General features: G+C 72.6%; 22 protein-coding genes. 5 read left to right on the plus strand and 17 right to left on the minus strand.

Translation table 11 applies throughout. The annotated features are described in order from the left end of the window. Positions 1-57 precede the first annotated feature (57 nt). Both ACH4SI_RS39620 and mshD read right to left on the minus strand, forming a co-directional pair. A complete protein-coding gene (locus ACH4SI_RS39620) occupies positions 58-2,313 on the minus strand; it encodes an RNA degradosome polyphosphate kinase (RefSeq protein ID WP_398305031.1) in 2,256 nt (751 codons plus the stop codon). 233 nt (positions 2,314-2,546) lie between these two features. Beyond that, positions 2,547-3,479: a mycothiol synthase gene (gene mshD / locus ACH4SI_RS39625; protein ID WP_398305034.1), complete on the minus strand. Its 933-nt coding sequence runs from the start codon at positions 3,477-3,479 to the stop codon at positions 2,547-2,549. A 236-nt stretch (positions 3,480-3,715) separates the two neighbouring features. Here mshD and ACH4SI_RS39630 point away from each other — a divergent pair, with 236 nt between their 5' ends. Continuing rightward, positions 3,716-5,524, plus strand: coding sequence for a bifunctional metallophosphatase/5'-nucleotidase (locus ACH4SI_RS39630; protein ID WP_398305037.1), 1,809 nt, complete (start codon positions 3,716-3,718; stop codon positions 5,522-5,524). A gap of 71 nt (positions 5,525-5,595) precedes the next feature. Here the strand turns inward: ACH4SI_RS39630 and ACH4SI_RS39635 are convergent, their stop codons facing one another. Both ACH4SI_RS39635 and ACH4SI_RS39640 read right to left on the minus strand, forming a co-directional pair. After that, on the minus strand, positions 5,596-6,771 hold the full coding sequence (locus tag ACH4SI_RS39635) for a macrolide family glycosyltransferase (protein ID WP_398305040.1): 1,176 nt from the start codon (positions 6,769-6,771) through the stop codon (positions 5,596-5,598). A gap of 575 nt (positions 6,772-7,346) precedes the next feature. Next, positions 7,347-9,869 (minus strand): ATP-dependent Clp protease ATP-binding subunit, encoded by a 2,523-nt coding sequence (locus ACH4SI_RS39640; protein WP_009716899.1) that lies wholly within the window; start codon positions 9,867-9,869, stop codon positions 7,347-7,349. Positions 9,870-10,331: 462 nt separating this feature from the next. Here ACH4SI_RS39640 and ACH4SI_RS39645 point away from each other — a divergent pair, with 462 nt between their 5' ends. After that, entirely contained in the window at positions 10,332-11,000 is a 669-nt protein-coding gene (locus ACH4SI_RS39645; protein ID WP_398305043.1) for an SCO3374 family protein, read from the plus strand. 5 nt (positions 11,001-11,005) lie between these two features. Here the strand turns inward: ACH4SI_RS39645 and ACH4SI_RS39650 are convergent, their stop codons facing one another. From ACH4SI_RS39650 to ACH4SI_RS39695, 10 genes are all read right to left on the minus strand, one after another. Beyond that, entirely contained in the window at positions 11,006-11,341 is a 336-nt protein-coding gene (locus ACH4SI_RS39650) for an Lsr2 family protein (protein ID WP_398305045.1), read from the minus strand. Between the two features lie 221 nt (positions 11,342-11,562). Then, positions 11,563-12,084, minus strand: a complete 522-nt coding sequence (locus ACH4SI_RS39655; protein ID WP_398305048.1) for an amino-acid N-acetyltransferase — start codon at positions 12,082-12,084, stop codon at positions 11,563-11,565. Between the two features lie 25 nt (positions 12,085-12,109). Beyond that, positions 12,110-12,502, minus strand: coding sequence for a BlaI/MecI/CopY family transcriptional regulator (locus tag ACH4SI_RS39660; protein WP_398305051.1), 393 nt, complete (start codon positions 12,500-12,502; stop codon positions 12,110-12,112). Between the two features lie 115 nt (positions 12,503-12,617). Continuing rightward, positions 12,618-12,812 (minus strand): hypothetical protein, encoded by a 195-nt coding sequence (locus tag ACH4SI_RS39665; RefSeq protein ID WP_398305054.1) that lies wholly within the window; start codon positions 12,810-12,812, stop codon positions 12,618-12,620. A gap of 35 nt (positions 12,813-12,847) precedes the next feature. Further along, complete coding sequence (locus tag ACH4SI_RS39670) at positions 12,848-13,687, minus strand: hypothetical protein (RefSeq protein ID WP_398305057.1); 840 nt, start codon at positions 13,685-13,687, stop codon at positions 12,848-12,850. A gap of 420 nt (positions 13,688-14,107) precedes the next feature. After that, entirely contained in the window at positions 14,108-14,905 is a 798-nt protein-coding gene (locus tag ACH4SI_RS39675; protein WP_398305060.1) for a type III pantothenate kinase, read from the minus strand. 96 nt (positions 14,906-15,001) lie between these two features. Then, positions 15,002-16,054, minus strand: coding sequence for a carboxylating nicotinate-nucleotide diphosphorylase (gene nadC, locus ACH4SI_RS39680; protein WP_398305063.1), 1,053 nt, complete (start codon positions 16,052-16,054; stop codon positions 15,002-15,004). Continuing rightward, a complete protein-coding gene (locus ACH4SI_RS39685; protein WP_398305066.1) occupies positions 16,051-17,820 on the minus strand; it encodes an L-aspartate oxidase in 1,770 nt (589 codons plus the stop codon). The genes nadC and ACH4SI_RS39685 overlap by 4 nt, the downstream gene beginning before the upstream one ends. An 8-nt stretch (positions 17,821-17,828) precedes the next feature. After that, on the minus strand, positions 17,829-18,833 hold the full coding sequence (gene panC, locus ACH4SI_RS39690) for a pantoate--beta-alanine ligase (RefSeq protein WP_398305069.1): 1,005 nt from the start codon (positions 18,831-18,833) through the stop codon (positions 17,829-17,831). Beyond that, a complete protein-coding gene (locus tag ACH4SI_RS39695) occupies positions 18,830-19,765 on the minus strand; it encodes a Rossmann-like and DUF2520 domain-containing protein (RefSeq protein WP_398305072.1) in 936 nt (311 codons plus the stop codon). The genes panC and ACH4SI_RS39695 overlap by 4 nt, the downstream gene beginning before the upstream one ends. Before the next feature lie 172 nt (positions 19,766-19,937). On the opposite strand from ACH4SI_RS39695, the gene ACH4SI_RS39700 reads away from it, so the two are divergent. After that, positions 19,938-21,176, plus strand: coding sequence for a threonine aldolase family protein (locus ACH4SI_RS39700; RefSeq protein WP_398305074.1), 1,239 nt, complete (start codon positions 19,938-19,940; stop codon positions 21,174-21,176). A gap of 134 nt (positions 21,177-21,310) precedes the next feature. On the opposite strand, the gene ACH4SI_RS39705 is transcribed toward ACH4SI_RS39700, so the two are convergent. Then, positions 21,311-21,673, minus strand: a complete 363-nt coding sequence (locus ACH4SI_RS39705; protein WP_398305077.1) for a hypothetical protein — start codon at positions 21,671-21,673, stop codon at positions 21,311-21,313. A gap of 99 nt (positions 21,674-21,772) precedes the next feature. Between ACH4SI_RS39705 and ACH4SI_RS39710 the strand changes: the two genes are divergently transcribed. Next, the gene (locus ACH4SI_RS39710) at positions 21,773-22,864 is read left to right on the plus strand and encodes a DUF5937 family protein (RefSeq protein ID WP_398305080.1); all 1,092 of its coding nucleotides are present in this window, start codon (positions 21,773-21,775) and stop codon (positions 22,862-22,864) included. A 611-nt stretch (positions 22,865-23,475) separates the two neighbouring features. Here ACH4SI_RS39710 and ACH4SI_RS39715 read toward each other — a convergent pair. Further along, positions 23,476-24,171 (minus strand): response regulator, encoded by a 696-nt coding sequence (locus tag ACH4SI_RS39715; protein ID WP_398305083.1) that lies wholly within the window; start codon positions 24,169-24,171, stop codon positions 23,476-23,478. 85 nt (positions 24,172-24,256) lie between these two features. Beyond that, entirely contained in the window at positions 24,257-25,453 is a 1,197-nt protein-coding gene (locus tag ACH4SI_RS39720) for a sensor histidine kinase (RefSeq protein ID WP_398305086.1), read from the minus strand. A gap of 111 nt (positions 25,454-25,564) precedes the next feature. Here ACH4SI_RS39720 and ACH4SI_RS39725 point away from each other — a divergent pair, with 111 nt between their 5' ends. Beyond that, entirely contained in the window at positions 25,565-26,587 is a 1,023-nt protein-coding gene (locus ACH4SI_RS39725) for an SAM-dependent methyltransferase (RefSeq protein ID WP_398305089.1), read from the plus strand. Positions 26,588-26,773: the final 186 nt, after the last annotated feature.

The following is a 26,773-nucleotide window of genomic DNA, read 5'->3' on the forward strand; positions in this document are numbered from 1 at the left end:
GTGCGGGGCGGGGTGCCGGGTGACCCCGCACCCCCGGTAATCCCGACCAGCGGCAGGTCATGTCGTCGAACCACGCCGTCGCCTCCGGGCGTCTATGAGCATCTCCTGTACGTTCCGCAGCGGCTGTCCGTCCGCGTCCGTCGCATGCCGGGTCCAGCCGCCGTCCGGGCCCAGGTGCCAGGAGGAGGTGGAATCCGACATGCCGGTCTCCAGCAGACGGTGGAGCGAGGAGCGGTGGGCGGGGTCGGTGACCCGCACCAGCGCCTCTATGCGGCGGTCCAGATTGCGGTGCATCATGTCGGCGCTGCCGAGCCACACCTCCGGCTCGCCGCCGTTCCCGAACGCGAAGACGCGCGAGTGTTCCAGGAACCGGCCCAGGATGGAGCGGACCCGTATGTTCTCCGACAGCCCCTCGACGCCCGGGCGCAGCGCGCAGATGCCGCGCACCCAGACGTCGACCGGCACCCCGGCCTGCGACGCCCGGTAGAGGGCGTCGATGACGACCTCGTCCACCATCGAGTTGACCTTGATCCGCACGGACGCGGGCCGTCCGGCCCGGTGGTGCGTGATCTCCTTGTGGATGCGGGTGACGAGGCCGTCGCGCAGCGACTTGGGTGCGACGAGCAGCCGCCGGTAGTTCTCCCGCCGCGAGTAGCCGCTGAGCCGGTTGAACAGGTCGGAGAGGTCCGCGCCGACCTTGGGGTCGGCCGTGAGCAGCCCCAGGTCCTCGTACAGCCGGGCCGTCTTGGGGTGGTAGTTGCCGGTGCCGACATGCGCGTAGCGGCGCAGCGTGTCGCCCTCCTGGCGGACCACCAGGGACAGCTTGCAGTGGGTCTTCAGCCCGACCAGGCCGTAGACCACATGGCAGCCGGCCTCCTCCAGCTTGCGCGCCCACTTGATGTTGGCCTGCTCGTCGAACCGGGCCTTGATCTCGACCAGCACCAGCACCTGCTTGCCGGACTCGGCGGCGTCGATGAGCGCGTCGACGATCGGCGACTTGCCCGACGTCCGGTAGAGCGTCTGCTTGATCGCGAGGACGTCCGGATCGGCCGCGGCCTGCTCCAGGAACGCCTGGACGGAGGTCGAGAACGAGTCGTACGGGTGGTGCAGCAGCACATCGCGCTCACGCAGCGCGGCGAAGATGTCGGGCGCGGAGGCGGACTCCACCTCGGCCAGGTCGCGGTGGGTGCCCGCGACGAACTTCGGGTACTTCAGCTCGGGCCGGTCGGAGGCGGCTATGTCGAAGAGCGCGGTGAGGTCGAGCGGGCCCGGCAGCGGGTACACCTCGGCGTCGGAGACCTTCAGCTCGCGGACGAGCAGGTCGAGGACGTACGGGTCGATCGACTCCTCGACCTCCAGCCGCACCGGGGGCCCGAAGCGGCGCCGCAGCAGCTCCTTCTCCAGGGCCTGGAGCAGGTTCTCCGCGTCGTCCTCCTCGACCTCCAGGTCCTCGTTGCGGGTCACCCGGAACATGTGGTGCGCGAGCACCTCCATGCCGGGGAACAGCTCCTCCAGATGCGCCGCGATCACGTCCTCCAGCGGGACGTACCGGTGCGGGGACGCCTCCAGGAACCGCGAGAGCAGCGGCGGAACCTTCACACGTGCGAAGTGATCGTGCCCGCTGACCGGGTTGCGGACCACCACGGCCAGGTTGAGCGACAGCCCCGAGATGTACGGGAACGGATGCGCCGGGTCCACCGCGAGCGGGGTCAGCACCGGGAAGATCTGCTGGCGGAACAGGGTGAAGAGGCGGGACTGCTCCTTCTCCGTGAGGTCCGCCCAGCGGATCAGATGGATGCCCTCCTCGGCGAGCGCCGGGGCCACGTCCTGCTGGTAGCAGGCGGCGTGCCGGGCCATGAGCTCGCGGGACCGGGTCCAGATCTGCTCCAGCACCTCCCGGGGCTGGAGCCCGGAGGCGGAGCGGGTGGCCACGCCGGTCGCGATGCGCCGCTTGAGCCCCGCGACCCGCACCATGAAGAACTCGTCCAGGTTGCTGGCGAAGATCGCGAGGAAGTTCGCCCGCTCCAGCAGCGGGGTCGCCGGGTCCTCGGCCAGCTCCAGCACCCGCTCGTTGAACGCCAGCCAGCTGCGCTCGCGGTCCAGGAACCGGTTGTGGGGCAGCTCGGTGCCGTCCGCGTCCGGGCCGCCGTCCCCCTCCTCGTAGGTATCCGGATCGGCGTCGAGATCGGGATCCAGCGCCCGCACGGGCGGGGCGACGACCGCGTGCGGACGGTGCGCCGCGATGGACCCGACCGACGGCTGGGGCTGGGGCTGCGGAGCGTGGACCGGTGCCTGATCGCTGGACTCGTTCATGACCTCATTGTTCCGCGCCGCGACGAGACGCGGCGTGGCGGAAGGCGACGCGATAGCGGCACGGAGCCTCCGGGGCGAGGGATCGGGCACAGCGGGCTGCATTCAGTGATGCTTGCAACCGAGATTGAACCGTCGGTAACGGAGACATGGCGTTTGGGAAATCGGGACCCGACCCGCGGGAGTCCCGACCGCCCCTCCCGGAGACCCTCGGAGCCCTCCTGCCTCCCCTGCCCTCAGGTTTCGGTTCGATACATCAGATCGGTCTCATGCGTGACGAAGCCGAGCCGGTCGTAGACGGACACCGCGGCGAAATTGTCCGCGTCGACGTACAGCATCGCCGTCGGCAGACCCTGCGCGGCCAGATGCCGCAGCCCGATCGCGGTCAGCGCCCGGCCGAGACCGCCGCCCTGCGCGTCCGGCCGCACCCCCACCACGTACACCTCGCCCAGCCGCTCCTCGGCGTGCACCTTCGTCCAGTGGAAGCCGACGATCTCGCCCGCGCGCTCGGCCAGGAAGAACCCGGCGGGGTCGAACCACGCCTCGCCCTTGCGGTCGTCCAGGTCGCGCTGGGTGAGCGCGCCCTGCTCGGGGTGGTGGGCGAAGGCGGCGGCGTTCGCGGCCAGCCAGGCCCGGTCGTCGTCACCGGGCCGGAAGGTCCGTACGGTCACGCCCTCCGGCAGCGTCGGCTCCGGGATCCCCAGCTCGTCCGGCGGCCCCAGCGGGCGCCGCATCTGCCGCAGCTCACGGAACAGGGTCAGCCCCAGCACCTGCGCCAGATGCCGCGCCGAGGCGTGCCCGCCGTGCGCCCACACCCGCAGCCGCTTCCCGGACTCCTTGAGCAGCGTCATGCCCAGCGCCCGGCCGTGCCCCCGGCCGCGGTGCGCGGGGCGCACGACCAGCTCGGCGGCCGGGGCCTCCACCGGGTCGGTGTCCTCCAGCTGCGCGTAGCCGGCCAGCTCCCCGCTCGGCTCGCGCAGCACCAGATGGCGCACCCCCGCCCGGCGCCCCCGCAGCTGCAACCGCCCCTGCTCCGACACCGCCTGCTGCCCATCGGCGCGCGCGGACTCGGCGATCAGCCGCAGCACGTCCTCCACCACTGCGGGCGCCAGCTCCTCCAGCACCTCGATGCGGCGCGCACCAGGCGTCTCGTTCACCACGTCATCCATGGGACCGAGCCTACGACCGACCCCTTGTCCGGCAAGCCGCCGGACTCCCCGTCCCCGGCGGGTCACCCGGCTGCCCGATCGCCCCCGATCGCCACCCGGGGCGTCCCTGGCACGAACAGCGGCCCGGGAGTTGGCCACCGGCAACCAGCTCGTAACCTCCATCCCCCTGCCCCGCTACGCGCGTTGACCGTAAGCTGCGGCCCACCACACACCCACGGGGCACACAAGGGGACGACATGTCAGCGAGACCTGGGCGGCGCGGAGCGGCACGCCGGTTGACCACCGGAGTCGCGGTGCTGGCCGCCGCGGCCGGGGTGCTGTCCGCCGCGAACCCGGCGGGGGCGGACGCCCCGCGGCACAAGCCCGGCCGCACCGTCGACGTACAGCTGCTGTCCTTCAACGACCTGCACGGCAACCTGGAGCCCCCGCAGGGCTCCTCCGGCACCGTCACCGAGGCCCAGCCGGACGGCACGACCAAGGCCATCCCGGCCGGCGGCGCCGAATACCTCGCCACCGCACTCCGCCAGGCCCGCAAGGGCCACGAGTACTCCGTCACCGCCGCCGGCGGCGACATGATCGGCGCGAGCCCGCTGATGTCCGGCCTCTTCCACGACGAGCCGACCATCGAAGCCCTCAACAAGCTCGATCTCGACGTCACCTCCGTCGGCAACCACGAGTTCGACGAGGGACGCGCCGAGCTGACCCGCATGCAGAACGGCGGCTGCCACCCCAAGGAGGGCTGCTACGAGAAGGGCAAGACCTTCCGCGGCGCCGACTTCCCCTACCTGGCGGCCAACGTCACCGACGAGAAGACCGGCAAGCCCATCCTCAAGCCGTACACCGTCTGGCGTCACAACGGCGTGAAGGTCGGCTTCATCGGCGTCACCCTGGAGGGCACGCCCGATGTCGTCACCGCCGAGGGCGTCAAGGGCCTGAAGTTCCACGACGAGGTCCAAACGATCAACAAGTACGCCAAGGAGCTGCAGCGCCAGGGCGTGAAGTCGATCGTCGCCCTCATCCACGAAGGCGGATTGCCCGCCTCCGCCGCGTACAACGCCGACTGCGACAACGGCGGTGCGGGCAAGGGCATCTCCGGACCCGTAGTCGACATCGCCAGACACGTCACCCCGAAGGTCGACGCCCTGGTCACCGGCCACACCCACCAGGCCTACGCGTGCACGATCCCGGACCCCTCCGGAACCCCGCGCACCGTCACCTCCGCCGCCTCCTTCGGCCGCCTCTACACCGACACCACCCTCACCTACGACCGCCGCACGAACGACATCGTGCGCACCACCGTGAAGGGCGCCCACGCGGCGAACCACGTCGTCGACCGCGACCGGCCCAAGGCCGCCGACATGACCTCCCTCATCGGCCGCTGGAACAAGCTCGCCGCGCCCATCGCGAGCAAGCCCGTCGGCTACGTCTCCGCCGACATCAACGGCCGCGGCGCCGCGACGTACGAATCTCCGCTGGGCGACGTCATCACCGACGCCCAGCTCGAAGCGCTCGCCCCGGACGGCAAGGGCGGCGCCCAGATCGCCCTCATGAACCCCGGCGGCATCCGCTCCGACCTCGCCTACAAGGCGTCCGGCAGCGAGGGCGACGGGGTCGTGACGTACGGCGAGGCGTTCACCGTGCAGCCCTTCACCAACATGATGAACGTCATCGACCTGACCGGAGCCCAGCTCATCACCGCGCTCCAGCAGCAGGTCAGCGGCTCCAACGAGGCATCCCCCAGGATCCTCCAGGTCTCGAAGGGCCTCACCTACACCCTCGATCTGACCAAGTCCGGCAAGGACCGGATCGTCACCGACACGGTGAAGCTCAACGGTGAGCCCATCGACGCCGCCAAGACCTACCGCGTCGCGATGAACGAATTCCTCGCGGGCGGCGGCGACGGCTTCGCCGCCTTCAAGGACGGCAAGAACAAGCTCGTCGGCGCCTCCGACCTGGAGGCGCTCAACGCCTACCTGGGCGCGCACTCGTCGGCGTCCACGCCCCTGGACCCGCCGAAGGCGGACCGCATCAGCATCGTGAGGTGAACGCGTGAAGTGAACGCGTGAAGTGAACGCGAACCTGCGGCCCGGCCCGAGGGCCGGGCCGCAGGCGTGTCTCAGCCCAGCATCTCCTCGATCAGATCGGCGGCCCGCGCCGTGCCGCCCTCCGCCCGCACCTGGTCCCGCAGCTCGGCCGCCCGCCGGGCCACCTCCGAGTCCCCGGTCAGGTCCAGCAGCGCGGCGCGCAGCACCTCGGCGGTCGCCTCCGCCGTGTCGACGCGGCGGGCCACGCCCAGTTCGACGAGCCGGTCGGCGTTCATCGGCTGCTCGGCCCCCTGCGGTACGGCGATCATTGGCAGCCCGCAGTACAGGCCCTCGCCGCTGCTGCCCATCCCGGCGTGGGTGACGAACGCGTCGGCCTGCTCCAGGATCGCCAACTGCGGCACCCACGGGTGGACCTCGACGCCTGCCGGGATGTGCCCCAGCTCCGCCGGGTCGACATGACGGCCGATCTGGAGCACGACATGCCATCCGGGCAGATCACCGAAGGCCGCCAGGCACTCCCGGTAGAAGCCGGGCTGCCGGGTGTAGGCCGAGCCCAGGGAGACCAGCAGCACCCTCCCGGCGCCCGCGGGGCGTTCCCACCGGCCCTGGTCGGCGCGGTCGCCGAGACACGGCCCGACGAACGTCACCACCTCCTCGTCCACCCGGTCGGCGTTCGGCTGCATGGCCTTGGGGATCAGCGCGATCGCCCGCCCGGGCGGCCCGCAGAAGGCGTTCACCTCGGTGGTCACCGCCCCGCAGCCGGCCAGCCACGCGGCGAACTTCGCCTGGTACGCGCCGGCCCCCGGCAGCGCCATGATCTGCGCCGCGACCTCCTGTTCGTAGCCCTCCCAGGCGACGAAGGTCGGCGAGAGCTGCGCCGCCGGACGCCCCTGTGCCTCGGCGATGGCCCGCCCGGCGTACGCGCCGATGTCGTACAGGTAGAGGTCGGCGGGGTCGTGGTCGTACGCGGCGCGCAGCTGCGGCAGCGCCTGGATCGCGTCGTCCAGGAAGACGGTCATCGCGGCGATGGGGTCCGCGGGCCAGTCGTTGTCGACGACGGGCAGGGTCGAGTCGTACGGCACCAGCGCGGCACCGGTCGGCTTGATGACGTCCGCCAGATGCGCGTCGTTGGCGTACGTCACGCGGTGGCCCCGCGCCACCAGCTCCCGGATGACCTCGAGGCTGGGGAGCGTATGGCTGATGGCGGGAATACCGACCATCGCGATATGGGCACGGCGACGGGACATGAGAGATCACTCGATTCAGGTCTACGGCGAAAGGGACACGACGAACCGGCGCAGCGGCGGTCTCGCCGGTGCGCCGGAGGGAACGGCGTGTCAGCCGTAGATCTGAAGGAATGAGTACATGCGGGCACGCTACTCCGACGGTTCGCACCGCCGCCTCCCCTTTTTGCCACCCGATCCGGACTCAGCCCGCCATAAGCGATCACTCAGCGCCCGGCCTTAGGGTCACCCCTGCGACGGGCCGCCCGTTCTCCCCCCTCTCCCGGCGGGCCGTCGCTCTCAAAGGCCACGGGCGGGATGCCGCTGCGCCGGGAAGCCGCGCCGGGAAAGGGAAACGCTGTCGACTATCCGCCACTTTCCGCCACGCGGCCGAAACGTGCCCTATGGCGCGGCTCTTTATCGCATGAGCCTTGCGGGATGATCGGAATGGCGGCCCGCAAAGGACCGCGAGGGTCAGTAAGGGGCCGTAAGGGCCGGTAAGGGCCCGCGACAGCGCGCGGACGCGCCAGCATGACAAAAGGGCCGCTGAACCGTTCAGAAACGGTCCAGCGGCCCCTCAGCCGCTCACAAGATGACGCTTATGCGTCCTTGCTCAGGTTCGGGCCTCCGCCGGCGGCGGACTCGATCGGCGGGGTGTCCGGCAGTGCCGACTTCTCCTCGCCGCGGAAGGTGAACTTCTTCTCCTCACCCTCGCCCTCGGTGTCCACGACCACGATGTGGCCCGGACGCAGCTCGCCGAAGAGAATCTTCTCCGACAGCACGTCCTCGATTTCCCGCTGAATCGTCCGGCGCAGCGGCCGGGCGCCCAGCACGGGGTCATAGCCCCGCTTGGCGAGCAGCTTCTTGGCGACGCCACTGAGCTCGATGCCCATGTCGCGGTCCTTGAGCCGCTCGTCCACCTTGGTGATCATGAGGTCGACGATCTGGATGATGTCTTCCTCGGTGAGCTGGTGGAAGACGACCGTGTCGTCGACACGGTTGAGGAACTCGGGGCGGAAGTGCTGCTTCAGCTCCTCGTTGACCTTGTTCTTCATCCGCTCGTAGCCGGTCTTCACATCGCCCTGGGCGGCGAAGCCCAGGTTGAAGCCCTTGGAGATGTCCCGGGTGCCGAGGTTGGTGGTCATGATGATCACCGTGTTCTTGAAGTCCACGACCCGGCCCTGGGAGTCGGTCAGCCGACCGTCCTCCAGGATCTGCAGCAGCGAGTTGAAGATGTCCGGGTGGGCCTTCTCGACCTCGTCGAAGAGGACCACGGAGAACGGCTTGCGGCGCACCTTCTCGGTGAGCTGGCCGCCCTCCTCGTAGCCCACGTATCCGGGCGGGGAGCCGAAGAGCCGCGAGACGGTGTGCTTCTCGCTGAACTCCGACATGTCGAGCGAGATCATCGCGTCCTCGTCGCCGAAGAGGAACTCGGCGAGAGTCTTGCTCAGCTCGGTCTTACCGACACCGGACGGGCCCGCGAAGATGAAGGAGCCGCCGGGGCGCTTGGGGTCCTTGAGGCCCGCACGCGTACGCCGGATGGCCTGCGAGAGCGCCTTGATGGCGTCCTTCTGGCCGATGACGCGCTTGTGCAGCTCGTCCTCCATGCGGAGCAGCCGCGAGGACTCCTCCTCGGTGAGCTTGAAGACCGGGATGCCGGTGGCCGTGGCCAGGACCTCTGCGATCAGCTCCTCGTCGACCTCGGCGACGACATCCATGTCGCCGGCCTTCCACTCCTTCTCCCGCTTCGCCTTCGCGGCCAGGAGCTGCTTCTCCTTGTCGCGCAGGCCCGCGGCCATCTCGAAGTCCTGCGAATCGATCGCGGACTCCTTCTCCCGGCGCACGTCGGCGATCTTCTCGTCGAACTCGCGCAGGTCCGGCGGCGCGGTCATCCGGCGGATCCGCATCCGGGAGCCGGCCTCGTCGATCAGGTCGATCGCCTTGTCCGGCAGGAAGCGGTCCGAGATGTAGCGGTCGGCCAGGGTGGCGGCCGCGACCAGGGCCGAGTCCGTGATCGAGACGCGGTGGTGCGCCTCGTAGCGGTCCCGCAGGCCCTTGAGGATCTCGATGGTGTGCGGCAGCGACGGCTCGGCGACCTGGATGGGCTGGAAGCGGCGCTCCAGGGCCGCGTCCTTCTCCAGGTACTTGCGGTACTCGTCGAGCGTCGTGGCGCCGATGGTCTGCAGCTCGCCCCGCGCCAGCATCGGCTTGAGGATGCTCGCGGCATCGATCGCGCCCTCGGCGGCGCCCGCACCCACCAGGGTGTGGAGCTCGTCGATGAACAGGATGATGTCGCCGCGGGTGCGGATCTCCTTGAGAACCTTCTTCAGGCGCTCCTCGAAATCACCGCGGTAGCGGGAGCCGGCGACCAGGGCGCCCAGGTCCAGGGTGTAGAGGTGCTTGTCCTTGAGGGTCTCGGGCACCTCGCCCTTGACGATGGCCTGGGCCAGCCCCTCGACGACCGCCGTCTTGCCGACGCCGGGCTCGCCGATGAGGACCGGGTTGTTCTTGGTGCGGCGCGAGAGCACCTGCATGACCCGCTCGATCTCCTTCTCGCGCCCGATGACCGGGTCGAGCTTGGATTCGCGGGCGGCCTGGGTGAGGTTGCGGCCGAACTGGTCCAGGACGAGCGAGGTGGAGGGAGTGCCCTCCGCCGGGCCGCCGGCGGTGGCGGCCTCCTTGCCCTGGTAGCCGGAGAGCAGCTGGATGACCTGCTGCCGCACCCGGTTCAGATCGGCGCCCAGCTTCACGAGGACCTGGGCGGCGACGCCCTCGCCCTCGCGGATCAGGCCGAGCAGGATGTGCTCCGTGCCGATGTAGTTGTGGCCGAGCTGAAGGGCCTCGCGGAGCGACAGCTCCAGGACCTTCTTGGCACGGGGGGTGAAGGGGATGTGCCCGGACGGGGCCTGCTGGCCCTGGCCGATGATCTCCTCCACCTGCTGGCGGACCGCCTCGAGCGAAATCCCGAGGCTCTCCAGGGCCTTAGCGGCGACACCCTCACCCTCGTGGATCAGGCCCAGGAGAATGTGTTCGGTGCCGATGTAGTTGTGGTTGAGCATCCGGGCTTCTTCCTGAGCCAGGACGACAACCCGCCGCGCGCGGTCGGTGAACCTCTCGAACATCGTTAATCGCTCCTCAGAGCGGTCAGAAAGATCGGGGACGATCCCCTCCCTGTCCTTCCGCATGCTAGTCCCGCAACCCGGGACAGCTCATTCCAACTGCCGACAACCGTCCGGATCGGCCCCACTCTCACAGGGCGCACAGCAGATGCCCTCCTGCCCGAACAGCCGACAACTGCTCCAACCCGATGGTGCGAGACGATGTTCCCGCAGGCCAGGCATATACGCCCACCGTCACTACGCCGATGGCGAACGCCCCTTTCTCCCGACGCGCGGACCGCCCCTCCCACAAGGGATGTCTTACCCGCAAGCACGGACACTCCATGCCGGGCGACCCGGTTCCCTCAGCTACGGGCGAACAACCTTGCGTCCGTTCACCGCCCCTGCAGACCCCCATCCGATCACGCGACGCGGTTGCCCGCCTACGGGACGTAACCTTCGGGGAGGGAGGGAGTTGCTCTGGGCATGATCTCCACCGCCGCGGCGCCGTCCGGCCGCTCACAGGACCGCTCGGCCCCCGAACAGGGACAGGTCCGCCAGGGCCGACAGGGCGCGCCGGGATGTGCGCGGTGGTACGAGCGGGAGCTGGACTGGCAGACGACCGGCAGCGGTCCCGTCGAGCTGCTCACGGGGGTGGCATTCGACGTACTGGAGCTGCCGGTCGCCGCCGGTCTCGCGCTGCTGCGGCGCGTACCGCGGACCGGTCCGGTCGCGGTGGAGGGCCCCTGGATGCGGCTGCTCGTGGCCGCGGGCAGCGCCGACGAGCTGCCGGGGCTGCTCGACTGGCTGGAGTGGGGCGGCGTTCCGCTGGATCTGACCGCCCTCGGCACCGGCGGCCGCATCACCGCTCCGTGCCCCTCCGCCTCGTGGCCCCCGCCCGGGGATCCCGGGGCGCCCGCGGGTCCCGAGGCCGTGGCGCCCGCCGGACGGTGCCCGCAGGAGGCCGCCGTATGGCTGCGGCCTCCCGAGCCGAAGGGCGGGGTGGAGCCGACGCTGCCGGTGACAGGCTTCGGGGGCGATGGGGGCGCCCCCGACCTCGTGCGGCTCGTGGGCGCGGCGGCCACGGAGTGCCACCGAGCCCGGTTGCTGCGCACCCGGCCACTGCCCGGACAGCGGCGAGCCGGGGAAGGGTGACGCGCTCAGCCGTTGGCCTTCTCGTACGCCTCGCGAACGGTCGCCGGAACACGGCCGCGGTCGTTGACCTCGTAGCCGTTCTCCTTCGCCCAGGCGCGGATCTTCGCGGTGTCCTGGCTGCCGCCCGACGCCGCACGCGCCTTGCCACGGCCACCGGAAGCCCGGCCACCGGTGCGACGACCGCCCTTGGTGAACGGCTCCAGGGCATCCCGGAGCTTGTCCGCGTTGGTGGTGTTGAGGTCGATCTCGTAGCTCTTGCCGTCCAGCGCGAACGTCACGGTCTCGTCCGCCTCGCCGCCGTCGAGGTCGTCGACAAGAAGGACCTGAACCTTCTGTGCCATGGGGTTCCTTTCAGGGAAAACGGGGGGCTCGGGCGCGCGGCGTTAGCCGCTGATGTCTCACCCCCCAGGTAATTACACTACGAGAGAATAGGAAACCGCTTTTCCCGGAAAAACACAAACCCTCCGGGAAGGTTCGACCGATCGTCCATGCGGGAAGGCTGATGGAACCCACTGTTCCGGAGCTATGTGATAGGGGCGCGATTCGGACATAGGGCCCGCGATCACAGTTGCAGAAGCATCCGGCTGTTGCCAAGGGTGTTCGGCTTCACCCGTTCGAGACCGAGGAACTCGGCGACGCCCTCGTCATAGGAACGCAGCAGCTCGCTGTAGACATCCCCGTCGACCGGCGTCTCGCCGATCTCCACGAAGCCGTGCTTGGTGAAGAAGTCGACTTCGAAGGTGAGGCAGAAAATGCGCCGGACGCCCAGCCAGCGCGCCGTCTGCAACAGCTTGTCGAGCACCAGGTGGCCCACACCACCCCCCTTGTGAGTGGGATCCACCGCGAGAGTGCGAACCTCCGCGAGGTCTTCCCACATGACGTGGAGTGCGCCGCAGCCAATGACCTCGGCGTCCTCGTCCCGCTCCGCGACCCAGAACTCCTGGATGTCCTCGTAAAGGGTCACCGTGGCTTTGTCGAGCAGGATGCGATCGCTCACGTAGGAGTCGATGAGCCGGCGCACCGCCCGTACATCGCTGGTCCGGGCGCGGCGGACGGTGACTGCTTTTGATAGGGCAGAGGACATGGCCGGACGCTATCGCCCCACCTCATCACCCCGACTCACCGGGGCTCTCTCCGGGCTCACCGAGTTGTGCGACGCGCATGGCATCCCGCAGTGCATCTCGCTGCTCTTCGGACATCATCTCGAAGAACGCGACGAGGGCGGCCGCCGGGTTGTCACTGGTTGACCACGCTTCGTTCATCAGTGCGGCCGAGTACGAGGCCCGGGTGGAGACCGCGGCATATCGATAGGCGCGGCCTTGCACCTCCCTGCGGAGCCAGCCCTTGTGGTGGAGGTTGTCCATTACGGTCATGACCGTCGTGTAGGCGATCGAGCGTTCTCGCTGAAGGTCTTCCAGGACTTCTCGGACCGTGACCGGGCGGTTCCACTTCCACACCCGCGTCATGACCGCGTCTTCGAGCTCTCCCAATGGCCGAGGCACATGTGAATAATAGTGGGAGATGTACCGAATGTCGGAGGATGTGCGCGGCGAATGGCCGCACGCCCCGGGATGCGGGCGCATCCCGGGGCGTGCGGTGAAGGTGCGGGGGTCGGCGTCAGGTCGCGTCGCGGCCCGGCGCCTGGCCGGCCGACGCCGTGCGGTCCGCCTCGGCGCGGGCGAGCGCCGCGTCCACGAGGTGGTCCTCCTTCGCCTTGTTGGCGCCACCCTGGCTCTTGATCATGGTCACGATCAGAAAGGTGAAGGCCACGGCCATCACCAGGGGCGGTACCAGCGCGGAGACGTAATCCATTGGCTATCGGCCTCCTTTTGCTCGATGCCCCCAGATTACGCGGCGCCCGCGTCGGCCCCCGCGCCGGGCCTGGCACCCGGCCTTACGCCGGGGCCGAGCCGGGACTCGTTGTGGTCCGGCGGCGGGGAGGGGCGGCGGCGCTTGGGCGGGAAGACCTCGGCGGGCGTCGGCACCGGCCGCTGCGGGCGCGGGGTGCCACGCCCCGGCTCACGCCGCTTCGGCTCCTCACGGTCCCCGCGGTCGGGGGCGGGGGTGGGCTTCTTGCGCGGCTCCCGCTTCGGCTCGTCGTCCTTCAGCACCGGCCCGGTCGCGGCTGCTCCCCGTCCGGTTCCGGCGCCGCCCGGCAGGGCGCGCAGCCGGGCCTCCAGGGGGCGCTCCAGAGGGCGTTCCAGAGGGCGGGGACGCGGCGGCGCGGCGGCCTGGGCGCGCGTCGCGAGCCGGGCGCGTACGCAGCGCTCGGCCAGGCGCTCGCAGTGGCTCAGCAGCGCGCGGCGGCGCTCGGCCTCGCCGTCCGACGCGGTGGCCCGGCACAGCGTACGGAGCGCGGCCAGGTCCTCCGGCAGCGGCTCGTAACCGGCGGCCAGAGCGCCCTCGAGCTGTCGCAGATAGCCAACGGCGGCGCCGGGGAGAGCGGCGCGATAGCGGGCCAGCTCGTCGAGCAGGAACGCTCGCAGCCGCCCGCCCTCGCGGACCGCCTCGTCCACGGCTTCGGCGAGCCGGAAACAGTCCTGGACCTCTTCCGCCCGGTCCGGGCCGAGGGGGCCGGGGGGAGTGACGGGTTCGGGTTGGAGGGCGATGGCGAGGGCGCGTCGGAGCACACGCAGCTCATCCGCACTGAACGCCATTCCGCCGCGGGATCCATAGGGCGTGGGCATGGGAGGACTTTAAGTGCTAAGCGGACAAATTTCGCTGAGCGGCGGGCGGTGCGGCGCGTTGCGGGGGCGGCCATTCGGCGGTGGGAGCCGAAGCGCGGTCCCGACTCCGCATCGGAGTCCGCCCGTCATCCGCGCGGGCGGACTCCTGTCGGCGGCGGGCAGCGGCCGGGCGGGTTCCGCTTGTCGATCCCGCTGTCGATCCCGAATTCGACGGACGGCATTCCTCGACTGCGCCTCGGCAGTCGGTGGAGTGCCCTCACCGGCGCCCTGCCGAATGAACAGCGCGCGGAATTCGTTTCGTAATGCCGCCAATACCGCCGAGTTCGCAGGTGAACGGTGTTTTCGGCGTGATCGCGCGCCGAACGGCCCGATCAGCGCCGAGAGCGCCGATCAGTGCCGTTCATCGCCCTTCACCGCCGTTCAGCCGCGCGCGACGTTGCGCTCGTAGACCAGCCGCAGGCCGATCAGGGTGAGCCAGGGCTCGTGCTCGTCGATGACCGAGGCCTCGCCGAGGACCATCGGGGCCAGACCGCCGGTGGCGATCACCGTCACGTCCTCGGGGTCCTGGGCCAGCTCCCGCGCCATGCGCCGGACGATCCCGTCGACCTGGCCCGCGAAGCCGTACAGGATGCCGGACTGCATGGCCTCCACGGTGTTCTTGCCGATCACGCTGCGCGGGCGGGCCAGCTCGATCTTGCGCAGCTGCGCCCCGCGGACGCCCAGCGCCTCGACCGAGATCTCGATACCGGGCGCGATCACCCCGCCCACGTACTCGCCGCGCGAGCTGACCGCGTCGAAGGTGGTCGCGGTGCCGAAGTCGACGACCACGCACGGGCCCTCGTACAGCTCGACGGCCGCCAGCGCGTTGATGATCCGGTCGGCGCCGACCTCCTTCGGGTTGTCCATCAGGATCGGCACGCCGGTCTTCACGCCCGGCTCGACCAGGACGGACGGCACGTCGCCGTAGTAGCGGCGGGTGACCTCGCGCAGCTCGTGCAGGACGGAGGGGACGGTGGAGCAGATCGAGATGCCCTCGATGCCGTCGCCCAGCTCCTCGCCGAGCAGCGGATGCATCCCCATCAGGCCCTGCAACAGGACGGCCAGTTCGTCGGCGGTGCGGCGGGCGTCGGTGGAGATCCGCCAGTGCTCGACGATCTCCTCGCCGTCGAAGAGGCCGAGGACGGTATGCGTGTTCCCCACGTCGATGGTCAGCAGCATGGGCGACACCGCTTCCGGTCGGGCTCACGGCAGAGGGCGAGTTCTGGGGTGGTGGGCGGGGCGACGGGCGGGCCGATGGTCAGCAGCATGGCGCAGTCACCCCGTCTCGCGGAGATCCAGGCCGATGTCCAGGATCGGGGACGAGTGGGTGAGCGCGCCGACCGCCAGGTAGTCGACGCCCGTCTCGGCGTACGCACGGGCGTTGGCCAGCGTCAGGCGGCCCGAGGACTCCAGCGCGGCCCGGCCCGCGACCAGTCCGACCGCCTCGCGGGTGCGCTCCGGCGTGAAGTTGTCCAGCAGGATCAGGTCCGCGCCCGCCTCCAGGACCGGCGGGATCTGATCGAGGGTGTCGACCTCCACCTCGATCGGCAGGTCAGGGAACTCGGCCCGGACGGCGCTGAACGCCTGCGCCACGCCGCCCGCCGCGACCACGTGGTTGTCCTTGACGAGCGCCGCGTCCGACAGCGACATGCGGTGGTTGACGCCCCCGCCGCAGCGCACCGCGTACTTCTCCAGCGCGCGCAGCCCCGGCGTCGTCTTCCGGGTGTCGCGGACCTTCGTCTTCGTGCCCTCCAGCACGTCCGCCCAGGCGCGGGTCGCGGTCGCGATGCCGGAGAGGCGGCAGAGCAGGTTGAGCGCGCTGCGCTCGCCGGTGAGCAGATCGCGGGTGCGGGTGCGGACGCTCAGCAGCTTCTGGCCGGGCTCGACCCGGTCGCCGTCCTCCACGTGCCGCTCGACCTCGAACTCGTCCGTGCAGACGACGGACAGGATCGCCTCGGCGATCCGCAGCCCGGCCACGGTGCCCGCCTCACGGGCCGTGAAGTCGCCGGTGGCGAAGGCGTCCTCGGGGACGGTGGCGACGGTCGTCACGTCCACGCCCTGGTCGAGGTCCTCCTCGATCGCCATGTGCGCGACGTCCTCGACCTGTACGGGGTCGAGCCCGGCGTCGGCCAGCAGCTGGGCCAGGTCGGGGTCGAGGCCGCACTCCATCGGGTCGAGCCCGTACGCGCCGTCGTCGGCGCCGCTGCCGCAGCCGCAGGCGCTGCCGCAGCCGCCGTCCTCGCCGCCGCCCGGGACGCCGATCTGGAGCAGCGGAAGGTCCACGGGCCGGGGCGGGCTCTGCTGGCGGTCGTCGGAGGTGCTGCTCACGGGTGGGACTCCGTCTCGGGTCGGGTGGTGGGTGAGGGGAACGCCGCGGAGTCCGTCGTACGGACGTCGAGCGAGCCGTCGGGGCCGAGGGTGACCAGGAGGTGCCGCTGCCAGACCGCGTCGTCACGGTCGGGGCGGTCCTCCCGCCAGTGGCAGCCGCGGGTCTCCTCGCGCCGGAGCGCGGCGGCCACCAGGACCCGGGCGACGAGGAGGAGGTTGGTCGCCTCCCACGTCTCGACGCCGGGCTCGGCCGTCTTGCCGTCGCGGTGCAGCGCCTCGACGGCGTCCTCCCGGACGCGGTCCAGCCGCGCGGCGGCGTGGGCGAGGCTTGTCGCGGAGCGGAGGACACCGGCACCGGTGGTCATGATGCGCTGGACGGCGTACCGGGCCTCGGGGGCGAGCAGGGCGCCTCCCCCGCCCCGGCCCTGATCGGCCTCGGGCACGGGGGCCGCGTCCCGGGGCGCGGGGTCCGGTGTGCGGGCCGGGTCGGCGATGTCCGCCGCGATGCGCTCGGCGAAGACCAGGCCCTCCAGCAGCGAGTTGGACGCCAGCCGGTTCGCGCCGTGGACGCCCGTGCAGGCCGTCTCCCCGCACGCGTACAGCCCCGGCACCGTCGTACGCCCCCGCAGGTCCGTCCACACCCCGCCGCTGGCGTAGTGCGCGGCGGGGGCCACCGGGATCGGCTGGGTGACCGGGTCGATGCCGTGGGCCCGGCAGGCGGCCAGGATCGTCGGGAAGCGGTGCTCCCACATCCGGGCGCCGAAGTGGCGGGCGTCCAGGTACATGTGCTCGGCGCCCTGCTCCCGCATCCGCCGCATGATGCCCTTGGCGACGACGTCGCGGGGGGCCAGCTCGGCCAGCTCGTGCTGCCCCACCATGAAGCGGACCCCGTCGGCGTCCACCAGATACGCGCCCTCGCCGCGCACCGCCTCGGAGACCAGCGGCTGCTGCCCCTCGGCCTCCGGGCCGAGCCACAGCACGGTGGGGTGGAACTGGACGAACTCCAGATCGCTCACCTCCGCCCCGGCGCGCAGCGCGAGGGCGACGCCGTCGCCGGTGGAGACGGCGGGGTTGGTGGTGGCGGAGAAGACCTGGCCCATGCCGCCCGTCGCGAGGACGACCGCGCCCGCGTGGACCGCGCCCACGCCGTCGCGCGCGCCCTCGCCCATGACGTGCAGGGTGACGCCCGCGGCGCGGCCGGAGGCGTCCTTGAGGAGATCGAGCACGAGGGCGTTCTCGACGGTGTCGATCCCGGCCGCGCGCACCGCGTCGACCAGGGTGCGGGAGATCTCCGCGCCGGTCGCGTCGCCGCCCGCGTGGGCGATGCGACGGCGGTGGTGGCCGCCCTCCCGGGTCAGCAGGATCTCGCCGGTGTCGTCGTCGGCGTCGAAGCGGGCGCCGGTGGCGATGAGCCGGCGCACGGCGTCGGGGCCCTCGGTGACGAGCATCCGCACGGCCTGCTCGTCGCAGAGCCCGGCGCCCGCGACGAGCGTGTCGTCGAGGTGCTGCCTGGGGGTGTCGCCCTCGCCGAGGGCGGCGGCTATGCCGCCCTGGGCCCAGCGCGTGGAGCCGTCGTCCAGGCGGGCCTTGGTGACGACGGTGACCTTCTGCCCGGCGGCGGCGCAGCGCAGCGCCACGGTCAGGCCCGCGACGCCCGAGCCGACGACCACGACGTCGGCCTCGGTGGCCCAGCCGGGCGCGGGGGCGCGCAGGGCGGTGGCCGGGGCGCTCGTCAGGTTGTCCGGGCGGCGGTTCGGCTCGCTCATGGGCCCGCTCACCGGCCCGCTCCGAACCACAGCCGGATGTTGTCGATCAGCCGCGTGGAGCCGACCTTGGCGGCGACGGCCAGGACGGCCTCGCCGGTGTGGTCCCCGGGCGCCTCGGTGAAACTCTCCGGGTCGATCACGTCCAGGTAGTCGAGGACCAGCGGTGGTTCGAGCCGGGCGGCCTCCGCCAGCACCGCGCGCGCCGCGGCCCGCACCGCGGCGGGCGAGCCGACCTGGACGAGGCCGTCCGTGTCCCCGCCCCCGGTGGCCTCGGCGGCCCCGGCAGCCCCGGTGACGCCTGCGGACCGCGCCGCCGCCAGGCCCGCGTCGCGCCCCGCGAACAGTGCCCGGGACAGGGCCAGCGCGGTGTCCCGCTCCCGCGCCGACAGGTAGCGGTTACGGCTGGAGAGGGCGAGCCCGTCGCCCTCCCGGACCGTGGGGACGCCGACGATCTCCACGGGGAAGTCCAGGTCACGCACCATACGGCGGACCAGCACGAGCTGCTGTGCGTCCTTCTCGCCGAAGAAGGCGACGTCCGGGCGGGTGAGGTGGAGCAGCTTGGCGACGACGGTGAGCACCCCGTCGAAGTGGCCGGGCCGGGTGGCGCCCTCGTACCCCTCGCCCATGGCCCCGGCGGACATCCGTATCCGCGGCTCGCCGCTCCCGTACACCTCCTCGGCCGAGGGGGCGAAGACGATGTCCGCGCCGGCGGCGGCCGCAACCTCCAGGTCGGCGTCGAGCGTGCGCGGATAGCGGTCCAGGTCCTCGCCCGCGCCGAACTGCAGCGGGTTGACGAAGACCGTGACGGTGACGAGGCCCTTGGCGCCGACCCGGGCGCGCGCGGCACGGATCAGCGCGGCATGCCCGTCGTGCAGGGCGCCCATGGTCATGACGACGGCCGTACGCCCCGGCGCGGCGAACTGCGCCAGCGCCGCGTCGAAGTCCGCGCGGCGCGCGAACAGCTCGATGTCCGGCTCACCGGGGCTCGGCTTGGTCCACAGCTTCGGGCTCACGATCCCGCTCCTCCCCGGCCCCGGGAATCCGAGACATCCGACAGAACGCCCAGCAGGTTCTCCGCCAGCTCCGGCTTGAGCATCCCGTGGGCGAGCGCCCGGTCCGCCGTGGCCCGGGCCATCGCGAGATATCCGGCGACGGCCTGCGGCGCATGCCGCCGCAGCTCCTGGACATGGGCGGCGACCGTGCCCGCGTCGCCGCGCGCGACCGGTCCGGTGAGCGCGGCGTCGCCGCTGCGCAGCGAGTTGTCGAGGGCGGCGCCGAGCAGCGGGCCGAGCATCCGGTCGGGCGCCTCGACCCCGGCCGCGCGCAGCAGCTCCATGGCCTGGGCGACCAGGGTGACCAGGTGGTTGGCGCCGATGGCGAGGGCGGCGTGATACAGCGGACGGGACTCCTCCGCGACCCACTCGGGCTCGCCGCCCATCTCGATGACCAGCGCCTCGGCCGCCAGCCGCAGCTCCTCGGGGGCGGTGACGCCGAAGGAGCAGCCCGCGAGCCGCTGGACGTCGACCGGTGTGCCGGTGAAGGTCATGACGGGGTGCAGCGCGAGCGGCAGCGCACCGGCCCGCAGGGCGGGCTCCAGCACGGCCGTGCCGTAGCGGCCGGAGGTGTGCACCAGCAGCTGGCCGGGGCGCACCGCACCGGTCTCGGCGAGGCCCGCGACCAACTCGGGCAGGGCGTCGTCGGGGACGGTGAGCAGCACCAGCTCGGCCCGCGCCAGCACCTCGGCGGGCGGGACGATCGGGACCTCGGGGAGCAGGGCGGCGGCCCGGCTCACGGAAGCGTCGGAGACGCCGGAGGCGGCGACGGGCCGGTGCCCGGCCAGCCGCAACGAGGCGGCGAGCGCCGGACCGACCCGGCCGGCGCCGACGACGCCGACGGTGAGCCGGGCCGGGCGGTCCTGCGGCTCGGGAAGTGGATGTGCGTTCACGCGACTGCGGCCTTCCGTTCCAGTCCTCAGGGGTACCGGACGATTCCCCGCCATGCTACGCGAGTGCCCCGTGGGGGCCGGGGCACGTTCCCACGCCTGTGGATAACTCCGCTGAACAACGTCGTCTGTGGATAACCCGGGAGGTGACCGGCCCGTGAGTCATCATCGGGTCATGGCCGACACGGCGGATGTGGGGGATGTGGCGGATGTGGCGGACGTGGCAGATACAGCGGATACGGCGGACGTGACCGAGCAGGCGGCGCGGGCGCGCAGGCTCGCGGCCTGGCGCGGCTCCGAGCGGGCCCTCGTGCGGGGTCCGATGGAGCAGCGGATCGGCGAGCGGCTGGCGGCCCTGACCGCCGCCGCCCCGGATCTCGACGGCGCCCTCGACGACTGGGTGGACGTATACGGGGACGGCGTGGTCGAGAAGCTGGAGCGGCGGGTCGCCGACCTGCTCGGAATGGAGGCCGCGGCCTTCTTCCCCACTGGCACCATGGCCCAGCAGGTCGCGCTGCGCGCTTGGGCCGGGCGCACCGGCAACCCGGTGGTGGCCGTCCATCCGCTGGCCCATCTGGAGGTGCACGAGCGGGACGCGTATCTGACGGTGAGCGGGCTGCGCGCGGTGCGGCCGACCAGCGAGCCCCGGCTGCCCACCGCCGCCGAGATCCACGACCTGGACGAGCCCTTCGGCACCCTCGCGCTCGAACTGCCGCTGCGCGACGCGGGCTTCGTGCTGCCGGAGTGGGAGGACCTGGTCGCCGTCGTGGAGGCCGCCCGGGAGCGGGAGGCGGTGGTCCACTTCGACGGGGCCCGGCTGTGGGAGTGCACCACGCACTTCGGGCGCGGGCTCCCGGAGATCGCCGCCCTCGCGGACACGGTGTACGTGTCCTTCTACAAGTCGCTCGACGGGATCGCGGGGGCCGCGCTGGCGGGCCCGGAGACCCTGATCGCGGAGGCGAGGGCATGGCGCCACCGGTACGGCGGGCAGGTGTTCCAGCAGTGGCCCACGGCGCTCGCCGCCCTGGCCGGACTGGACCGCGAGCTGCCGCGGCTGCCGTCGTACGTGGCCCATGCGGCCGCCGTGGCGCGGGCGATGCGCGAGGCGTTCGCGGCGGCCGGGGTGGCCTGGGCCCGGGTGCACCCGGAGGTGCCGCACACCCATCAGTTCCAGGTGTGGCTGCCGTATCCGGCGCAGGTCCTGGAAGAGGCGGGGATACGACTGGCCGAGGAGACCCGGACGACGCTGTTCCGGCGCTGGTGGGAGCCGGGGCCGCCCGGTCTGGCCATGTCCGAGGTGACGGTGGCCGCGCCCGCGCTGGACTGGTCGGCGGAGGAGGTGACGGAGGCGGTCGCCGCGTTCCTGACGCGGGTGCGGGCAGTGCTGGCCGAGGAAGGCGGAGGCGACAGCTGACCGCCGGGCACGCGGCGGGCGGGACCGCCCTTACGGGAGCCGCGCGGCAACAGCGGCGGCCGCGGCTGCCGACGTGCGCTGCACGCCGCTCGGCGGGTCGGCCGCGGGCCGGGCGCGGCCGGCGGCCTGGCGAGTCAGCTGGTGGTGGGGCATGAGGACGGGTCCGTGACGGGGCGGACGTACGCGTCCCCGCCCGGCCCGGCGACCCGCCCGGCGGCCGGTTGCCGAGCCGCACCGGTCGGCCGCTCCCCTGCGGCACGTACGTGCCGCGCGGCGCGTACGGCCTGGGCCGCCCGGGCCCTTACCGCTCGCAGTGCCCGCAGGAGGGCTCTGCGTCGCCGCCGGGCCGGGCGTTCCTCGATCACGGCCTGGAAGTCGCGGTACTCGCGCAGCGCCCGGAGCGCGCGCCAGTCGCCGTGGCCGGGGGCGGGCGGGGCGGGCTCGCCGCGCTGGGCGGCCCGGTACAGGTCGAGTGCGTACTGCTGAGTGACGGACATGGCACGAGCGTCGGGCCGCCCGCCGCCACCCGTCACCTCGATTGACGATCGCCGTCAATCGAGGTCGGGGCGCGGCGCGGGCTGCCGCACCATGGGGTCATGGCCAATGTCGTGGACATCACCGGGCTGCCGCCCGAGCGCATCGTCTTCAGCCCGTCGCCGCTCGCCGAGCTGGGCGCCGCTCTGCACGTACTGTCCGAGCCCGCCCATCACCCCGGGCTGCACGGCTGGGCCACCGCGACCGCCGCCTCCCTCAAACCGGATCTCGCCGACCGGCTGTGCGAGGCGGACTTCCTGTGGGGCACGGCCCGTTCCGACCTGCTGCTGCCGTCCGCCCCCGGGGCGACCCTCGCCGAGGACCTGGACGCGCTGGACCGGATCGACGACGAGGCGTTCGTGGCGGCCGCCTTCGAGATCAGCTGCTCCGCCGCGTACGACCGGCCGACGCCGTCGCCGCTGGTCGACCGGGCCGAGCAGGACCGGGTCCGGGACATGGCCCGGGCCCGCGGACCGCGGCAACTGGCCTTCGTGAACCGCATGCTGGCCGACCCGGACGGGTTGCGGGTGTGGCTGCGACGGCTGCTGGAGGACTGCGACCAGGCGTTCTTCGCGGACACCTGGCAGCGGGTGCGGTTCCAACTCGCCGCCGACGCCCGCCACAAGGGCGAGCTGTTGCAGCGCAAGGGGCTCGCGGAGGCGCTGGCGGCGGCCTCGGCCGCGCTGTCGCTGGAACAGGATGCGGACGGGCGGTCGCGCGTCCTGGTCGACAAGCTGGCGGCGGGGCGTACGACGGCGTCCGGGCGCGGGCTGACCCTCATCCCGACGACCTTCGGCTGGCCGCATCTGCTGCTGGTGCACGCGCCGGGCTGGACCCCGGTGATCCAGTACCCGGTCGCCGGGCCCGAACTCGCCCCGCCCGCCGCCCTGCAACTCGTCCAGCAGCGCCTGGAAGCCCTCGCCCACCCGATGCGGATGCGCATCTGCCGCACGCTGGCCCGGGGGCCGCACACCACGGGTGAGCTGGCCGAGGCGTACGCCATCACACCGCCGGAGGTCTCCCGGCACATCGCCGTCCTGAAGAAGGCCGGGCTGCTGCAGACCCGGCGGCGCGGGCGGTACGTCCTGCACCAGCTGGAGTTGGCGGCGGTGGCGCGGCTGGGGAGCGACTTCCTGGAGGGCGTCCTGCGATAGGAGTGGCGGCGCGCCGGGACTCTCCCCCACCCCGCTCCTTCCCGAAACCGGGGGAAAACCCCCGGCCCCCCGACTGCGGGCCTCCGCCCCAGCACCCCACGTGGGCCCGCCCGTCGCACAGGACCAGGCACCGCCGCCGCGACGCCGCCCCACAGACGGCGGCCCACCCTCCGCACCGCATCGCGGCCCCAGCACCCCGCCGGGGCTCCGCCCCGAACCCCCTCCTGGCCGGGACCAGCAGGGCGCCACCCGCCCGTACGCGCTCCGCCCCAACCCCCCACCCCGGGACCAGCGGGACAAGCCCACCGCCCCCACGCCCTCCGGCCAGGGAACAGCCGCGAGCCCCCCAACGCGCAATGCCCCGACCCAGGGACAGCAGGGGAGCCCTCGCCCGCGCCAACCCGACCCGCCCCGGCCCGGCCCGGGAACAGCGGAGCGAGCCGACCGGGCACGCATGCCCCGCTCGGGATCAGCCGGGCGATTCCCGGCACGCACGCCCCACCCCGGGACCAGCGGGTGACTCCCCGCCCGCGCGAGCCCCGGCCCGGCAGGGCAAGTCGCCGCGCGACGGCCCCGGCCCGGCAGGGCGGGGCCACCCCGGCCCAGCCGGGTCAGCGGGGGGAGCCTCCTGCCCGCACGAGGCCCGTTTCGTAGGCCATCACCACCACCTGCACCCGGTCCCGCAGTTCCAGCTTGGTGAGGATGCGGCCCACGTGTGTCTTCACCGTCGCCTCGGACAGCACCAGGCGGCCCGCTATCTCGCCGTTCGACAGGCCCTGGGCGACGAGCAGCATCACCTCGCGCTCGCGCTCGGTGAGCCGGTCCAGCTCGGGGCGGGACGCCGCGCCGGAGCGGCCGCCGATGCCGCCGCCGGTGCCCGGCAGCATCGGCGCGAAGCGGTTCAGCAGCCGGCGCGTGGTGCTGGGCGCGACGACCGCGTCGCCGCTGTGCACCGCGCGGATCGCGGCGAGCAGTTCGCCCGGCGGCACGTCCTTGAGCATGAAGCCGCTCGCGCCCGCCTTGAGGGCGGAGAAGGCGTACTCGTCCAGGTCGAAGGTGGTCAGGATGAGGACGCGCGGCGCCCCGTCCCGCTCACAGATGCGCCGGGTCGCCTCCACTCCGTCCAACTTCGGCATCCGGACGTCCATCAGGACGACGTCCACCTCACCGGCGCGCAGCGCCTCCAGCGCCTCCAGCCCGTCGCCCGCCTCGGCGACGACCTCCATGTCGGGCTGGGCGGCGAGCACCATGCGGAAACCGGTGCGCAGCAGCACCTGGTCATCGACGAGCATGACGCGGATCGACATCCGGTCGGTCCCTTCCTTCGGCTCCCTCGGCGCGCGCTCCGTACGGCGCTCACCGCATACCTACGCGCAGACGGGTGTCCGCGGCTCACCCCGTCGGTTTCAGCGGCAGCAGCGCGCTGATGCGGAAGCCGCCGCCCGGGCGCGGGCCCGCGTCGAGCGTGCCACCCACCATGCCGACGCGCTCGCGCATCCCGATCAGCCCGTGGCCGCTGCCGTCGGCGCCGCCGTCCTCGTACAACTCGCGCTGGGCGCCCCTCCCGTCGTCCTCGACCAGCAGGCCGAGCCCGTCGTCGAAGTAGGTGATGCGGACGCTGGCGCCGACGTCGGGGCCGCCGTGCTTACGGGAGTTGGTGAGCGCTTCCTGCACGATGCGGTACGCGGTCAGCTCCACGCCGCTGGGCAGCTGGCGCGGGCTGCCGACGACCTTGAAGTCCACCGGGAGCCCGGATCCGCGCGCCTGCTCCACCAGTTCGTCGATCTGCTCGACGTCCGGCTGCGGGACGTAGTCGCTCGCCTCCCCCGGCTCACCGGTGCGCAGCACGCCCAGCAGCCGCCGCATCTCGGCGAGGGCCTGGCGGCCGGTGCCGGAGATCGTCTCCAGCGCCTGCCGGGCCTGGTCGGGGGAGGCGTCGAGGACGTACGCGGCGCCGTCGGCCTGAACGACCATCACCGACACGTTGTGCGCGACGACGTCGTGCAACTCGCGTGCTATCCGGGCGCGTTCGGCGGCGACCGCGACCTTCGACTGCGCCTCGCGCTCCTTCTCCAGCCGGGAGGCGCGCTCCTCCAGCTGGGCGTAGTAGGCGCGGCGGGTGCGGATCGAGTCGCCGAGCACCCAGGCGAGGACGAAGGGGATGGTGACGAAGACCGTCGAGACGGCGGCCGCCCAGGCGGACTCGTGCTCGCCGGGCCAGCGGAGGGTCGCGAGCGACGGTGCGCAGATCGCGGAACCCAGGGCCACCCAGGAGGTGCGGCGCCCGGCGGTGCACGCGGCCGTGTAGACGATCACCAGCATCGCGAAGTCGACGATGTTGATCCTGACGTCCGTCGCGAGCTGGGCGACACCGCACGCGATGACCAGCCCCAGCATCATCGCGGGGGCGCGGCGGCGCAGCGCGACGGCCGCGCACAGCGCCAGCGTGATCGGCACGGCGGCGAGCGGTGGTTCATAACCCGGGGCCGCCCCTACGAGCCACACGAGACCGCAGCCGAAGAGGAGGACGCCCCAGAAGGCGTCCACTCCTGTCGGATGGCTGCGGAGGAAATCGTAGAGGCGTTGCACGTCACCCAGAGTAGGCAGTATGGACGCCCGCGCGGGTCAGCCCGAGGGGCGATCCGTGCCGCCCCTCCCTACTCCCCAAGGTGGATACCGCCCGGCGATTAGCGTGGGGATGTGGCAAGTGAACAGCAGGAATGGGTCGGATGGCGGGCAGCCGCCCAACGGGCGCTCTACGGGACGGACGGCTTCTTCCGGCGGGCGGAGGGGCCGGCCGGTCACTTCCGTACGTCGGTGCACGCCTCACCGCTGTACGCGCGGGCCGTCGCGGAGCTGCTGCGGCGGGTGGACGAGGCGCTGGGGCGGCCGCCGGAACTGGCGCTGGTGGACCTGGGCGCGGGGCGCGGCGAGCTGCTGACCGGGGTGCTGGCGGCAGTCCCCGGTCTGCCGCACGGGCTCGCCGCGCGGCTGCGGCCGTACGCGGTCGAGCGGGCGGCCCGCCCCGCCGGGCTCGACGGGCGGGTGGAGTGGCGCGAGACGGTGCCGGAGGGGTTCACCGGGCTGCTGTTCGCCAACGAATGGCTGGACAACGTCCCCGTCGACGTCGCCGAGACGGACCAGGACGGCACCCCGCGCCGGGTCGAGGTCTCGGCGGCCGACGGCGCCGAACGGCTCGGCGCCGAGGTGACCGGCGAGGACGCGGCATGGCTGGCCCGGTGGTGGCCGCTGGCGGGCGCCGAGCCGGGGCTGCGGGCCGAGATCGGCCGGCCGCGCGACGCGGCCTGGGCCGAGGCCGTGCGGTGCGTGGGGGCCGGGCTCGCGGTCGCCGTGGACTACGGCCACGAGCGCGCCGCCCGGCCGCCCTTCGGCACGCTGACCGGCTTCCGGGACGGGCGGGAGGTGCGGCCCGTCCCCGACAGCTCCTGCGATCTCACCGCGCACGTGGCGCTGGACGCGTGCGCGGCCGGGACGGACGCGCGCCTGATCCCCCAGCGCGACGCGCTGCGCCACCTCGGCCTCGACGCCGGCCGTCCGCCGCTCGCCCTGGCCTCCACGGACCCGGCCGCCTACGTACGGGCCCTGGGCGCGGCGGGCGAGGCGGCGGAGCTGCTGGATCCGGCGGGCCTGGGCGGCTTCCGGTGGCTGACCCGGCCGGTGGGCCTCCCGGCGGACCTCCCGTGCGGCGCGCTGCTGCCTTAGGGGGTGTCTCGCCGATCATGCCGGGCTCCCGACGCCGCTGTGACATCAGCCGCTGCCGCGGCGGGCGGCACCTCGCGGCCCCGCGCTCGTCGCTCCCCCAGCTACCGCTGGGCGGTGCCCCCTCGCGCCTCCCCCCGCTACCGCTGGGAGGTGCCCCCTGACGCCGCTCGCTGATCCGGCCTGACC

Source organism: Streptomyces sp. NPDC021212 (assembly GCF_044332925.1).
Classification (GTDB): domain Bacteria; phylum Actinomycetota; class Actinomycetes; order Streptomycetales; family Streptomycetaceae; genus Streptomyces.

Bases quoted from the DNA above. Each gene is read 5' to 3' on its own strand.
- ACH4SI_RS39665 (WP_398305054.1), bottom strand. From the start codon at position 12,812: ATGGATTACGTCTCCGCGCTGGTACCGCCCCTGGTGATGGCCGTGGCC.
- ACH4SI_RS39645 (WP_398305043.1), top strand. From the start codon at position 10,332: ATGATCTCCACCGCCGCGGCGCCGTCCGGCCGCTCACAGGACCGCTCG.
- ACH4SI_RS39635 (WP_398305040.1), bottom strand. From the start codon at position 6,771: ATGTCCCGTCGCCGTGCCCATATCGCGATGGTCGGTATTCCCGCCATC.
- ACH4SI_RS39700 (WP_398305074.1), top strand. From the start codon at position 19,938: ATGGCCGACACGGCGGATGTGGGGGATGTGGCGGATGTGGCGGACGTG.
- ACH4SI_RS39620 (WP_398305031.1), bottom strand. From the start codon at position 2,313: ATGAACGAGTCCAGCGATCAGGCACCGGTCCACGCTCCGCAGCCCCAG.
- ACH4SI_RS39640 (WP_009716899.1), bottom strand. From the start codon at position 9,869: ATGTTCGAGAGGTTCACCGACCGCGCGCGGCGGGTTGTCGTCCTGGCT.
- ACH4SI_RS39675 (WP_398305060.1), bottom strand. From the start codon at position 14,905: ATGCTGCTGACCATCGACGTGGGGAACACGCATACCGTCCTCGGCCTC.
- ACH4SI_RS39655 (WP_398305048.1), bottom strand. From the start codon at position 12,084: ATGTCCTCTGCCCTATCAAAAGCAGTCACCGTCCGCCGCGCCCGGACC.
- ACH4SI_RS39715 (WP_398305083.1), bottom strand. From the start codon at position 24,171: ATGTCGATCCGCGTCATGCTCGTCGATGACCAGGTGCTGCTGCGCACC.
- ACH4SI_RS39710 (WP_398305080.1), top strand. From the start codon at position 21,773: ATGGCCAATGTCGTGGACATCACCGGGCTGCCGCCCGAGCGCATCGTC.
- mshD (WP_398305034.1), bottom strand. From the start codon at position 3,479: ATGGATGACGTGGTGAACGAGACGCCTGGTGCGCGCCGCATCGAGGTG.
- ACH4SI_RS39630 (WP_398305037.1), top strand. From the start codon at position 3,716: ATGTCAGCGAGACCTGGGCGGCGCGGAGCGGCACGCCGGTTGACCACC.
- ACH4SI_RS39650 (WP_398305045.1), bottom strand. From the start codon at position 11,341: ATGGCACAGAAGGTTCAGGTCCTTCTTGTCGACGACCTCGACGGCGGC.
- ACH4SI_RS39705 (WP_398305077.1), bottom strand. From the start codon at position 21,673: ATGTCCGTCACTCAGCAGTACGCACTCGACCTGTACCGGGCCGCCCAG.
- ACH4SI_RS39670 (WP_398305057.1), bottom strand. From the start codon at position 13,687: ATGCCCACGCCCTATGGATCCCGCGGCGGAATGGCGTTCAGTGCGGAT.
- ACH4SI_RS39685 (WP_398305066.1), bottom strand. From the start codon at position 17,820: ATGAGCGAGCCGAACCGCCGCCCGGACAACCTGACGAGCGCCCCGGCC.